The organism is Sphingobacterium faecium (assembly GCF_003054045.1).
In the GTDB taxonomy this organism is placed as follows: Bacteria; Bacteroidota; Bacteroidia; order Sphingobacteriales; family Sphingobacteriaceae; genus Sphingobacterium; species Sphingobacterium faecium.
Genome location: NZ_QBKH01000004.1, coordinates 349,524 through 363,809 on the forward strand (window position 1 = coordinate 349,524; position 14,286 = coordinate 363,809).

Below are 14,286 nucleotides of genomic sequence, written 5' to 3' on the forward strand. Positions count from 1 at the left end.
TTAAAAGGTTAGATTTAAACCAAATGTGTATGATTTTAGTTGCGGATAATAATAGCTATTTCTGTCTGGGTCAATATTTGGAGCTTCTGCATCAAAGTCATTTAACTTGGACCATTGGAAAAGATTGTTACCCCCAACAAATACCCTAAGACTCTGTATACCTATTGTTTTAAAAGTAGGATTCATAGAAAATGTGTAGGCAAATTCTAAATTTCTTAATTTTAAGTAGCTAGCATCATACAACCAGAAGGAAGAACGCTGAGCATTATTCTGTTTTATTCCTGAATATAAGCGTGGTAAAGAAGCATTTCTATTATTTTCTGTCCAGGAGTCTCTAAACATATCCAGCGCATTCGCGTCTAAATTAAAAGGGTCAAATCTGATATATTGTTGGAAATTCTTAGCTCCTTGAAAATTTGCTGTAAGATCAAATCCCTTGTAACCAACATTGAAGTTAAATCCAAAAATCATATTAGGGATATCACTATAGCCGATATCATGCATATCATTTCCATTAATAACACCATCACCATTTAAATCCAAATATTTAATGTCTCCGGTTCTTATCGATTGATTACTAAGACCATCTTGATCAGGTGATTTGTCCACCTCTCCCTGCGTTTGGAATAAGCCTATGGCTTTCAATCCGAAAAACTGATTTAATGGTTTTCCTGTGCGCTTGATACGATCTTCTACATCAGCAGGTTCGTCCATAAAAATAACTTTGGATTTTGCGTAAGTCATATTGACGTCCGCCTGAAAATGCCAATCTTGGATTTTCTTCTTAAAACGTAACACTCCTTCAAATCCCTTATTTTCTACGATACCTATATTTTCATATGGCAATGTAGCTCCAAATGTTTCCGGGACAGATGCATTTCGTGGTAAAAGAATATCTTTAGTTTTTTTATGAAAATAATCCAGCTCTCCAGATATTAAGCCATTGAATAAGCCAAACTCGACACCCAAGTCTGTGTTTGTCGCAGTCTCCCAGGTGATATCTGGGTTGGGAATACCAATATCTACTAATCCTGATTGATAATTGCCACCAAATACTGATCCAGAGCCATATCTAAAACCTGATATATATTGGAATGCAGGCACTCTATCATTACCAAATTGTCCATATGAAGCTCTAAATTTCAAATTAGATATTATCGGGTTTTCTTTTAAGAAATTTTCATTATGAGCATTCCACGCGACAGAAACAGCGGGAAAAAATCCCCATCGTTTATCTGCAGGGAAATTAAAGGATCCATCATAACGGAAATTTCCCTGGATGTAATACTTACTTTTATAATCGTAATTTACACGGCCTACATAACCTTGTTTTGCGGTTTCAGTGGCCGAACCATTATTCCGTTGATTCAATTCAGGACCTGCAAATAGTTGGTCTATTGCTGTAGATTCAAACTGCACGCGTGACGCTTGTAGGTTCTTGTAATAATATTCTGTTTGTTCTACTAAAAACAAACCCGAAATATTATGGTCTCCAAATTTGTTTTCATAATTTAGAAAGGATTGAATAGTGGTCAGCCCGTCATTTGCAGTACCTTCATATAAGCTCGTACCTCCACCTGTCACGAATTCGCTATATAAATCATTGACGCGATCATAATTGTAGTAGGTATATGGTGTATTGAATGTTTTAGCATCGGAGAAAAAACGATCATAAGAAAATCTTACTTTGGCACTCAAGCCTTTCACAAAAGGGACATCATATTTTGCCTGTAAAGTCCCTTGAAAAACATTATTATTTGTTTTAGAATAACCAGATTGGCTCGCTTGACCAATGGGCGAAACATTTTGTCCATTTGATCCTAAACCGCGCAAAGCGATTGCATCGGGTACATAAGCGCTTTCTGTAGGTTTTGAGTTTAATAGGGTAGAAAAAAGTCCATCACCTGTAGCAGATTGCGATAGGTTTTCGTGTCTTGCACCGATGTCTAAACTGATAGCAAGGTCTTTCGTAACTTGATTGTCTAGGTTTAAACGAAGATTATAACGTTTGAATTTAGATAAATCATATAAACCATCCTGATCCAATACACCCATAGAGATAAAATATTTTGTGCCATTTTGATTTCCACCATTAAGCATTAAATTATGCTGCTGTATAGGCGCGACTTGATTTAATGTTTCATCCCACCAGTTTGTCGAGGGAATTTTTCCTGATTTTATATCTTCAATATCTTGATCCGTAAATCGCTTTAGTTCTCCTTGATTCTCTTTAGCCATATTCAAGTATGTCGCATAGTTTAGAGCATTCATCATTTTAGGAACCCTTGTGGGCTGCTGTATGCCAAATGAACCGGTATAGGATAAGCTTGTTTTGCCAGCTTGCCCCCTTTTTGTCGTAATTAGAACGACCCCATTTGCTCCCCTAGCACCATACACAGCTGCGGAAGCAGCATCTTTTAGTACCGTGACACTTGCTATTTCGTTGGGGTCAATTCTACTCATCGAGCGCTCCACACCGTCGACTAGGACCAATGCTCCGTTATCACCAAACGTACTTTGTCCTCTAATTAAAAATGTAGGATCATCAAATCCAGGTTTTCCACTGCGCTGGGCAGTAATAACACCAGTCATTTTTCCGGCTAAAGAATTCGCTAAATTAGGTACGGGCGCTTTGGTTAGCGCAGCCCCATCTAAAGAAGAGATTGCACCGGACACATCTGATTTTTTCTGTGTTCCATAACCCACGACTACCACATCTTCTAATATGTTTAGAGCTGAAGATAAACGAATCAATAAGGTATTATTTTCATTATTCAGGATGCTGTAATTTAAAATAGAATCTCTGCGATACCCGATGTAATCAAAATACAAGTCGTATTTTTCATTTATAATCATATTTGAAATTTGGAATAAACCATTTTCCCCGGCGGTTATTACCTTTCGTTCTCCTGTTCGCTTATTATCTATTGATATAGATGTCCCTGCTAAAGGTTCTCCTGTTGTAGAAAGCACTTTCCCATTAATAATTGGTTTTTGTTGGGCCATAGATTGAAAAATTAGGCCATAAAGAAGCATAAAAGCTCCTAATCTTATGAAAATTCTACTCATAAAAGCGGTTTTAATAATAAATAATTGGTTTGTAACTTAACGTTACGAGTGCACTATTTTCTTTTGATATAGATCGTATTTTGGTTTATCTCAAACGTTAATTGGTTTATTTCACAAATCGATTTCAAAATGGTTTCTAAAGAATCGGAACGTAATATTTTACCTGTTACTAAGGAATTGGCGACACCTGTATCTACATAGTTTATTTTTAGGCCATATTGTGACTCTATACGTTTAAATACATTTTCAAGCTTCACTTTATTGAACTGTATTTCCGTATTTGTCCATATAATACCTGCTGTATTTACCGATGAAGGTGCGATGCCATTAACGCTGGATTTTGATGCTCTAACATGTTCTTCACGGATCATATCGATCGAGATTTTACCTGAGGTTTTATCAATAAAACACACCTGTCCTGGATCTAAATAAATATCATCCATAGCAAAATCAACATCAACAGAACTCAATTTTACTTTTCCTTCTACCAAAGTAATTTCTACTTGATTGTTTTTTGCATGATTACGTACCCTGAATTCTGTACCAATAGCTGTTGTTATTATGCCATTGGCAAGGACTTGAAAAGCATGAATAGAATCCTTTTGCACAGCATAATAGACGTCACCTGTTAATTGGTGGATCGTTCTATTCACTAAAAAATCATGCGCATGTTCTAGGCTGGCATTGTGTTGTAATATGGCTGTTGAAGAATCAGGAAAAGAATATAATTTTTCTATCCTTGAATAATTGTCTACTAATTTTTTAGATTGAATCGTTGAAATTTGTATTCCCGTATCGTTTTTATCTTGAAAAAGTATATAATACCCACCTATCGATAAGGCTCCGATCAAACACGCTGCAGCAGCCCACTTTTTCCATAAATGGATTTTTGGCACTTTTGAAGGAATAATGGTACGCATGATCTCGTCTTTTTCGACAAGGGTAAGGCTAATTATTTCGTCATTAGTAATTTTCTCAAATACCAAAATCTTGTCTAATTCACTGGTTGAATTAGATAGAAAATCAGCCACTTCATTAGCTTCTTCGGACGAACTTTCATTCGACATAAATCTACTGATCTTATCTTGATCAAACTGATTAGAGGACATTTTAATTGGTTTATAAGTTTGGTTTTCCTACTTCTTTCCCTTATATATTCGTTTCAATTCCTATTATTACCACCTCTAAGAGAAGATATTTTCAAATAAAAATATAATCAATTGATAATGAGGTGTATAATTTTTATTTATTGAAGATGAAAAATAGTAAACTTGTCAATGCTAGAAGTTTGCGGAGCTGTTGCAGAGACTTTAGTACATGTGCATCAACGGTTTTTACTGAAATATTTAATTCTTCAGCAATTTCCTTATGCGAATAGCCTTCCAGGTAAGCCATTATAAAGACTTTTTTTCTTGCGGGAGGAAGTTTGTCAATCGCTAGGTTTAGCTCTTCTTTTAAGTCACTTGTGCTGGTAGTAAAAGCCAAAGGTAGATTTTGTTGAATCTCTGCTATTAGTTTTCTTTGATTAGCTTCTTTGCGTAGCCAGTCAATAAGCACTAACTTAGCTTTTCTAAAAATCTGCTTTTCATGAGAAATGTCTTGACTAAATTGATCTCGATAAGTCCATAACTTCATGAAAGTAATCTGGGTTAGGTCTTGTGCTACCTCTAAAGAATTTGTCTTTTTATAGAATCCAGTATATATTCTATCATAATGATGATAGAATAAATTCTTAAACAATGATTCATCTAAAAAGGCCATTTATAAAAAAGAAAAGTGGTTATAATTGATAAATATAGAAAATATCTTATGCAACAAGGTTTTCTACAATAAAAAAGTGTTATCATTATTTGTGATGATGTGTTCAAGTTATCATAGATCAAGATTAAAACTTATGGATTGTGTTTAATTTTTGAACGCTAGGTTAGCTCAGCGGACTATTGTGGCCAGAGCCCAAATATAATCCGATACTCATAAATCTCAGCAGGACAGTAAAAATATACTTAGCTACAGAACTTATCCATGTATACAGATTTGCCTACTTATACTTCTCCCAAAAACCACTTTGAAAAATCATCAATCTTATCCTTGTTCATGACCAATTGATATTCTCCTGGATAATCCAGATCCAGCTTAAAGTTTTTATCCGGTTTGACGTGGTAACCTTTTATAATATCTCGATGTACCAGATCCCATCGAGATACCTGATAATAATCTTTGGGATCAAGTCTTTCCGTCCAGTACTTCAAAGGGTGACCATCCTGAATGGGAGGATGAGCATGATTGCGTTCATAGATTGTATTCACCCCATTGCCATTGCTTATCCAGACAATGTCCAGATCTTTCATGCGTATTTCTTTTCCTTCGCGAATGGTTATTACTGGATTGTTTTCCAAGGTATTTTTGCTATCGTTATTTTTCTTTTCTATTATATCTTCGCCATTTGATAACTTGTTATCATCTTCTAATGCCACTTCTTCATAATTGATGTGCTTGACATATTCTGTATAAAGGGATGTGATGCTATAGAATAAGGTGTAGATCAATGTGAGAGTCAATGAAAACGGAACTTGGATGATGGTTTGCGAGATGCGGAATAAACTTCTAGATGTTACCTGTAGATAAAAACTGTCCATAGCCTCCGCTAAGAGAAACGTGGAAACAAAAGCAAATAAAAGCTGGGCCGATAGTCGCTTGCCCAATCCATCCCTCCATAATTGTTTTTCATCTAAGTATGCGGTCACCTGCATAATTGCACTGACTAAAACAAATAAAAAAATGAAACTCCATAAAAAGTCAATGTAAAAATTGGAACTCGACAGGCAATGTTTCAGAAACTTCCAATTCTTTCCGATCGGATAACCTGATGACGCATTAAAAAAAGAAAAGAAGAGCATAATAAGCACCCTCGACTTCTTATGATTGTCTGCAAGATCCCATACTTGGTCCGCATTTTCATTATTCTTTATTACTTCCATAATAGAGATGGCTGTAACTAAATGGCTAGTTAATTAATAAATACAAACTTCTATTTTATTAAAAATAAGTTAAAAAAGCAAATTTTTTCGATATTTTTCAAGGTTTCTCAGTTTTTTCTATCCCAAAAATGAATAAACCCCAATAAATATGGAAAAAGATGAAACTTACTATTCTTTTGTGTTGAAGCCAAGAAATAATCGAAACCATGATCCATCCAGGTTTCAATGGAAAATAATGATATGGAAGTAAAGAAATATCGAGCGTACCGAGGTTGTATGCAATCCGTCTTTCCCGACGGATCGTTCCAGATATCTTCGGTACGGTCGAAGAGCATGGGTTGGGGTATCTGGAGCAATAAAAAGGGGACGCGGGTACAGCGATAAAGTGCAAAAGAAAACAAAGGGCAGGCCGCACCAAGGATGTGCCGCCGCGCAACAGGTTATGGATAGGTAAAATGAACAGCGATGAAAAGTTTAAAAACAGCAACAGAAACAATCAAAATACTTGACCACTTCATATGGTCAGTATTCCTATCCCTATGGATCAGGCTATTTGGACGGATTGTCTTTCGGTTCAAGTGTCGTCACATTCTTTTTTTTAAAGAACTTGGCTCCTATCTGTCTATCCTTGGCCCTAAAGAGAATCATAAACAAGATCTTTTACCCTCGTAAATTTGCATTATTCAGGCCTGAACAGCCGAAGACATCAATCAACGGTCAACCGCATTGCGGGGACAACTGCCTGACCGATACGGAACCCTCGATCGCATAGCTGTGAGGCAAAACCGATGTGCAACGAATAACAAATATGATATAAACTTAAAATAACTGCTCATGGGCACTCTAAAAATAAACCGGTTACGTACCGGTATGCTATTATCTTTCTTTTTATTGATCGGCACATTTTTCGCTGTAAAGGCAATGGAGAAGAAGGAATTCGAAAAAACAGTAAGTCAACCATTGGTCAACCAAACATGGTATTTTACCGGATCGGCCAGTGATAATCCCGAACTGGCGAGTAATTATTCAAGCTCTCCGGCTGGATTACCAACATGTGGACTTGCCCAAGAAGTCATCTGCCAGATCAATGCACCAGATGATGGTACAGGAAAACCAAAAATGGATGCCCCTGTTGATGGAACCAGCATCCAATTACAGATTCGTGCTGCACATCAAAGCATCATAAATAATAATCCTGCAACGAATTCAACTGTTCTGGAATTTAGAGCTGAATAGTATGGATCATCAATAAGGAGTGTCCTTTGGGAAGGCTTTCATGTCTTCCCAAAGGACACTGCTATTTTAAAGCGGATTTTGATTATAATTTCCTAGCCTCATGATATCTGGTGGAATGGGATATACATAAGACTCTGCTTTTACAGATAAGGCATACTTTTCATTATTTACCCCGTCATCAGCTTTTCTGTATACCGTTATTCCTTTACCATCTTTGACCAATCTACGAAGGTCAGTCCATCGAATTCCTCGTTTGACAAGTTCCTTACGCCTTTCAGAAATTACCAGATCCAAAGCGTGCTCATCTGAAAGATCTTTGTACGGAATAAATGATCCCGTCTTGTATCTATACTTCAGGAGCCTATTCAACACCTCCAATCCAGCATCAAGATTTCCTTTTCGTATTTCACACTCTGCCCGTATCAGATAGATCTCATCGGTAGCAATTCCCGCAAAATAATTACTCCCGACACCATCATAGCTCCCCTTAAATAATATATCACCATTACTTGACCGATTAAAATACAATGTCTTTCTAAGATCGTCATCGGCATAACTTTCATAAAAATCTTTAGGTATAAAAGCTCTACTATTGGCCAGTAAATAACCACTATTACAAAATGCATAATATATAAATTCAATATTTGTAGTTGAAAAAGGCAATTTAAGAGCTGGGTCTATGCTATTGTAATCCTGCAGCTGGTCATTATATTCAAGTGTTGCTTTTGCCAGTTCCCCTGCCTGGGTATAATCGCCCATAATCAGATATAATCTGGCCAATAATGCCAATGCCGCTGCTTTAGAAGACCGGGATTTATATTCGACTTTTTCAGGTAGATAGTCTAATGCTGTTAGGAGATCTTTAATGATAAAATCATACGTTTCACCTAATGTCGATCTGCCAAACTCTACCGCATAATCCGAGGTCGACCTCAAAGGCAGTCCCATCGCAATATTTCTGTTGGAGACATCATAGGGCAGACAAAAGATCTGAGCAAGATAATAAAAGGCGAAAGCTCGAACAAAAAAAGCCTGCCCCCTCAATATATCTCTTTCAGATGTTGAGCCAGCACTTATTCTTTCTAAGCTTTCCAATACGATATTTGCGGTCATGATCGTTTTATAGGGAGCTGTCCAACTTTGCAGATCATAACGTTGAGCATCAGCTGTCCAGGTATACACCAGACGCTCCGCTTCGGGCCTGGCATTGAGCACATTGGATTTAACATAAAAATCGTCTGACCCCAACTCCGAAAGAGCAGGAAATGACCGATTGATCTGCCCCTCGTTGTTCATCAAAGCCCTTATATCTTCAAAAGTCTCGGGTATAGACAGCGAGGCGTCAGGTTTGGCGTCCAAGAATTTATTACAGGACGTCGATGCGAATAGACAAACCAGGAATAAGCTAAATAAGTATTTTTGAATATTTTCCATCACTACATGTTTTAAAATGAACAGTTCAAGCCCACACTCAGCCTTCTGGCTGCTGGAATAGCACTATAATCCGGATCAAGCCCAGACTTATTTGCTCTCCACACGATGCCGACATTATTGATAAGGGCGTATGTCGAGATCACGAATTTCTTTTTATTTGCCAAAGCAAGATTAAAAGAATATGCCAACCGGATATCCTGTAACCGCAGCACATCTCCTTTTACGATATTGGGTTCCGCGAAAGCATAAAAACTATCCCGATCTGCGGAGGCGGGGTACATCATCGAGGGCACCGTCGTGATCAGTTCATCTCCTAGTTTTTGCCATCTCTTAGCAAAATCATCATGACCCCGCCATGATTCAAACAGACCATTGTACTGAATCGTGTTTTTTTGGAAATAGTGCCCAAATTTAAACATCAACAGAAAGGACAGTTCAATTCCTTTCCAAGAGAAGCTCTGATTAAATGATCCATAATATGGAGGTAATGCCGTACCATAGTAAGTCATATTCTGTAATGAATCGCGCATGAGCTGCGCGTAATCTTTGGATTCGACATCAGCTAAATAACCTTTGGGGTCACCATTCTGGGGATCTAGACCTGCGAAACGAAGGGCAAAAACCGGATACAGGTCCTTCTGAGGCAAAGGGGTCAGGTATTTACCTGTATTTAATAAATAGGCATTGGCCAAACTGATTTTACCTCGATATTCTTTTACCCGAGAGATACTGTGCGTTATAAATAGGCTATTATTCCAGTTCACCTTTCCAATTGATAAGTTTGTTTTGAGGGACAGATCAAAACCACGCCCCTTTACCATGCCGACATTTCTCGTGATAGCTGAGATCCCTACTGTTGGGTCAATCTCATCAGGAGATAGTAGATCTGTTGATTTTTTATCAAAAAAGTCCAGTGTTCCCGAAATTTTATTATTCAGGGCGCTGAAATCCAGCCCTACATTTAACATCCGAACATCCTCCCATTTCAGTCCAGGATTGGGTAATTGAGTCACTGTAGCATAAGGCTGCCCGGCTAGATCCAAGGTTAGTGCATTGGCATGTGATATCATCGCGTAGCTGCTCGAAACACCGCCGGAATTACCGCTATGTCCATAGGACGTCCGCATTTTTAGATTCGATAGCCAATTGATTGGAGCAAAAAATTGTTCATCGGAAAGCACCCATGCCAGTCCTGTAGACCACAGAGGTTTCCATCGCTCATTTGCTTTTACACCAAAAAGATTAGAAGCATCTTTCCTACCCGATATGGAGACAATATACCGCTGCTTAAATGTATAGGAACCATTGCCATAATACGATACAAATCGGTTTATATATTTTGAAAACCCGCCCACGTAGGGTATTCTCATACTTCCTAAAAGCCCATCATAGGTCGGAAAACTAGTGACATAATCCACGGTCTGAACTGTCATTAAGTTGGGGTCGTAACCATAATCCCTCTTGCCGCTACCCTGAGTGGTCGTGCTCGATAATTCATAACCGAAGATCGCCGCGACCTGATGTTTATTTTCCAGGAAACTACGTTGATAACCTGCCCCAATTCTAAGCTTATGGCTCATCAGCTGCGTATTGCTGATATCCCTGATACCTGCTCTGGGTAGATGATATTTCATTGTACTCCCATTAATCTGGCTAAAGGTATTGATCATATTTCTGGCGAAATAGGAATCTTCTAAATACACCATATCCCGATTTGCCGTTTGGATCTCGTTATTATAAAGCACCGAAAGATCCAGTCCGGTTATCGGTATATAATTCCAGGTGATCTGCGAGGCTGTATGGTTGCTGGTCGTGCTGGATTGATTTTTATTCATTTCTTCAAATGGTCTATAAACCCAGTCCATTAAATGCGCAGTTGACAGGTTCTCTACGTATCTCTGGTTAAATCCGTTTGCCAAGCTCAAAGCTTCGCCGCCAACTCCCACCAGCTGCGCATATGGATATATACCTGTCCTACCGCCTTTTGTAGAATAATTGTAATCAAAACGGGCAGAATAATCTTTGGCCATATCATACGTAAACCGGTTTGAAAAGATCAATTTCATTCTTTTGCCCAAAGACCAGGTATTTTGCAGGTTAGCTGTTAGCTTATCGTCCCTTTGCCCCACCAATCCACCTGTCTGACCGTCGTATCCCAATGAAAACAGATAAGCATGCTTAGTAGAGCCACCAGATAAAGAAAGATGATGATGCTGGGTTAAGCTATTTTGATAAAAATACTTCAACAAGTCATTTCTATAATCCCTGTTTTTAAATTCCGCGATAGCAACTTGGAGCTGTTCATCTGAAACCTCTCCCTTATCATGATCATAGAGCAGGTCAACAAGCGGTGAAAATACCGTGCCCCGCGAATATTGATTATTAAGATAGGTCTGATCGTAATGTCTCTTGTCTAATAGAAAACGTTCGACATCAATAAAATCTGAAGTTGCTATCTGTGGGACATCAAATAGTCGCGGCTTATTTACCGAAACAAGGTTTGTAGTAAACTGCAACTTAGTATCCTGTATTTCATTTTTTGACTGTTTCATATTGATAACCAGCACCCCATTACCTGCTCTTGCGCCCCATATCGATGTTGCCGCAGCATCTTTCAATAGCGTCACAGACTCCACATCATTGGGATTTATATCTTTAAGGTCTCCAGAGAAAGGAAAATTGTCCACCACGATCAAGGGTCCCATCATGTGGTCCGACATGGTGTTTATCCCCCTTATATTGATTATCGAATTGCCGGTTCTGTTATCATATTGTAGCCCTGGCACTAGTCCTTCTAATTTTTCTAAAATCGTACTTGACACCCTCTTCGATAGATCCTTACTGGTGATCTGCCCAAAACTACCCGTCGAACGTTCTTTAGGAATCGCCTGATAACCGGTACGCACCACCTCCACTTCCGAGAGAGTCAAATGATTTTCTTTAAGTACCACCTCAACAACGTTTCTGTTGGAGATGGGCACGTTCACATTTGAAAAACCGACATTAGACACCCGTAGGATTGTATCTCTAGGAGATACCGATATCCTAAAATATCCCTTTCCATCTGAAACTGTGCTCCCGTTTTTATTTTGTGAGCTTATTGTTGCTTTGCCGATCGGATTCCCTTTTTCATCCCAGATAAATCCTTCTATCATTTTTTGCCCATACACATATACCGAACAAAATAGCATCAGGATGACACATATTATTTTTTGCAATTTCATGGTTTCTCGATAAAGGGTGCAACATAATTTCGATCCAATAGATTTTTGTATGTTTTCAGCTGCAGCCGGCCGATGTTATTGATCCAGATATAATTGGGAAATGCCGTTGCAGCAAAAAGGTTAACCAGATAATCATCTTCAATTATAGATTCCAGATTTTTCATACCAAACTGTTGAAAATAACCTTTATCATAAAGAGCCCTGAGCTTACCATATTTTTCTCTGGTGAGCTTACTGTTTACCATGATCACCACAAGATCATCTTGGTATGCATCTGCAAAATATCTGATTTCCTTTTGATGCAGCAGACATGGAGTGCATCCCGAAGACCAGAAATCCAGAATAATCATCTTGTTTTTATATTCTTCAAGAGTACGCCTGAGGGTATCACCATCCCTAAAGAACAGGAATTCTTTATTCCAGAATTCATCGGGCAACTTTTGTCCGATTAACAGGGGTTTACCCGCGATCTGCCCATCAGCCCCGCTGTCCTTGCGGGGCGTCTGAGCTGATAAACTAAACATAGAAAACATCAGGACTAATAGCGAGTAAGTCCTGATACTCTTCAATTCCGTTAAAACACAATCAAGAAGATTGAAAAATAGAAGTACCAGCAAAGAAAAAGCCCTTCCTGTTTTCATTATCGTAGAATGAGTGTGTTGAACAACAGCATCAATACTACTGGCAAGCGATCGATTTAAGATTGATTTAAAGAGGTTTGGTGCATTATTAATGCAAAACCACCCATACACCTGGCTAAATAAATTAAACCGCTTAAAAGCGCTTATTTGAAACGAAGCATTCTTCACGCATCGATCAAGTATAGATGAAGCATAGATAGAGCATGGATCGTGCATGGATCGTGTATCAATGGGTACCGTTTTACGCACTATCCATGCTTGACCATTACTTAGCATATGCACTACGCATGCTTGGGAGATACAGTAACAACGGTGTTCCCATGCTGGTCTACACTCCGCTTGTAGATCTTCAGTCAAGCTACTGGCTTTAGTAGCTCTTTGGTACCTTCTTAGTAGCTTCTCCGTACACTCTCGGTATAGAATTGGTACACTCCCCGTGAATACCCCGTACACTAACGGTACACTCTTGGCCACTTTGAAAACTACTTTTTGCATCAAATTCAACAGCAAAGACACTAATGCTATTTGGATCTGATTCGTACTTTGTTTTAACCTTGTTCGTACCTTGTTTTGAACTTTCCTGTCCCTGCACCGCAGTTGCAAAGTCCCTGCACCGTCCATTTCCCGGGTCAGGGACGGGAAATAGGCGGTGCAGAAGCGGAATAAAGACGGCTGGCGGTAAAACAGCGTCCGAATCTGGTTAAAAGCAGATATGGATCTGGTAGCTGCCAAAAACTGCTCCAAAACATCCATTTGATGTTTTACTGCATTTCTTCGACCTTTCTTCGACCTTTGTTCTAGCCTTGTTCTACCTTCCCCTGAGTCTCCTTCGAGTGGGCTTCGACTCTCCCTGCACGTACGTCGAAGCCCACTCGAAGCCCACTGGGAGCCCCCTCGAAGCGACCTAGAAGATGGGGCGAAGTTGGTTAGGAAAAAGTCCGAAGACAGTGATCGATTATCTTTTAGCACTCGACCAGTACACTTGCGGTATAAGTTGCAAGCGTACTTGGCCAGTGCCAGGTAGATGGAGGGTACATATGTTTTGACTTGCGTCAGTAATTTTAGTGCTTTCATAATTTATTTGTTAATGGTTTTTTGAAAAAAGTTTAAAAACATCGAAGATTTTTTTTCCCATTGCGAGTTCCTGTTGATTATTGGTGCTATTCGCCAATACGGAGTAGTCTATTTTTGCCAGATCCATATTTCTATTATAGACCATATGGTAAGCCATATACATACGTAGCAGTACGATGATAAACTCATGCATTTGATCGGTATTGAAAAGCAGTTTAGCTTGATCAGGATTGCCATTATAGATGGTCAAAAGCTCGAGCATATATTCTCGAAAGCTTTTGATATCATACTTAGTCCAAAAATCTGTGATGTTTTGCACGGGATCATGATTTTCATCGTGCACTTCGTAGAGCGTCATGTCAAAATCAACCAGTTGCGATAAAAATTTCTTCATATCTTAACGTTTTAAGACTGCAACCTACAGGCATAATATCCCCCTTCCGATAGAAATCAGATGCTTCAGGGTCTAGTATGACTCAACGGTCACAAAGACTAGTAAATAGTTAATAAAAGATTCAGATCGCGTTTGAAAGAAGAAATCACAAGGTTATAAATCGGAATTACGCAATCCGTAGTTGTAAGTGCCAAATCATATTTGGCGAAGCCGGCCGAGCTACTCGGGGGCGGTGA

The 14,286-nt window shown here is 38.8% G+C and carries 9 protein-coding genes; 1 reads left to right on the forward strand and 8 read right to left on the reverse strand.

What is annotated here, in order from left to right; genetic code table 11:
* The 4 genes from C8N37_RS13160 to C8N37_RS13175 all read right to left on the reverse strand — a co-directional run bounded on the left by C8N37_RS13160 (position 1) and on the right by C8N37_RS13175 (position 6,047).
* Positions 1–3,069, reverse strand: coding sequence for a SusC/RagA family TonB-linked outer membrane protein (locus C8N37_RS13160; protein ID WP_108159314.1), 3,069 nt, complete (start codon positions 3,067–3,069; stop codon positions 1–3).
* A 53-nt stretch (positions 3,070–3,122) separates the two neighbouring features.
* A complete protein-coding gene (locus tag C8N37_RS13165; protein WP_108159315.1) occupies positions 3,123–4,178 on the reverse strand; it encodes a FecR family protein in 1,056 nt (351 codons plus the stop codon).
* Between the two features lie 133 nt (positions 4,179–4,311).
* Positions 4,312–4,830, reverse strand: coding sequence for an RNA polymerase sigma factor (locus C8N37_RS13170; RefSeq protein WP_108159316.1), 519 nt, complete (start codon positions 4,828–4,830; stop codon positions 4,312–4,314).
* A gap of 281 nt (positions 4,831–5,111) precedes the next feature.
* Complete coding sequence (locus tag C8N37_RS13175) at positions 5,112–6,047, reverse strand: hypothetical protein (RefSeq protein WP_108159317.1); 936 nt, start codon at positions 6,045–6,047, stop codon at positions 5,112–5,114.
* A gap of 834 nt (positions 6,048–6,881) precedes the next feature.
* On the opposite strand from C8N37_RS13175, the gene C8N37_RS13185 reads away from it, so the two are divergent.
* Positions 6,882–7,283 (forward strand): hypothetical protein, encoded by a 402-nt coding sequence (locus C8N37_RS13185; protein WP_108159319.1) that lies wholly within the window; start codon positions 6,882–6,884, stop codon positions 7,281–7,283.
* Positions 7,284–7,349: 66 nt separating this feature from the next.
* Here the strand turns inward: C8N37_RS13185 and C8N37_RS13190 are convergent, their stop codons facing one another.
* From C8N37_RS13190 to C8N37_RS13205, 4 genes are all read right to left on the reverse strand, one after another.
* The gene (locus C8N37_RS13190) at positions 7,350–8,717 is read right to left on the reverse strand and encodes a RagB/SusD family nutrient uptake outer membrane protein (protein WP_108159320.1); all 1,368 of its coding nucleotides are present in this window, start codon (positions 8,715–8,717) and stop codon (positions 7,350–7,352) included.
* A gap of 11 nt (positions 8,718–8,728) precedes the next feature.
* On the reverse strand, positions 8,729–11,872 hold the full coding sequence (locus C8N37_RS13195) for a SusC/RagA family TonB-linked outer membrane protein (protein WP_170114525.1): 3,144 nt from the start codon (positions 11,870–11,872) through the stop codon (positions 8,729–8,731).
* Positions 11,873–11,937: 65 nt separating this feature from the next.
* Entirely contained in the window at positions 11,938–13,077 is a 1,140-nt protein-coding gene (locus C8N37_RS13200; RefSeq protein WP_146171067.1) for a TlpA family protein disulfide reductase, read from the reverse strand.
* 589 nt (positions 13,078–13,666) lie between these two features.
* Positions 13,667–14,050 (reverse strand): hypothetical protein, encoded by a 384-nt coding sequence (locus C8N37_RS13205; RefSeq protein WP_108159323.1) that lies wholly within the window; start codon positions 14,048–14,050, stop codon positions 13,667–13,669.
* Positions 14,051–14,286: the final 236 nt, after the last annotated feature.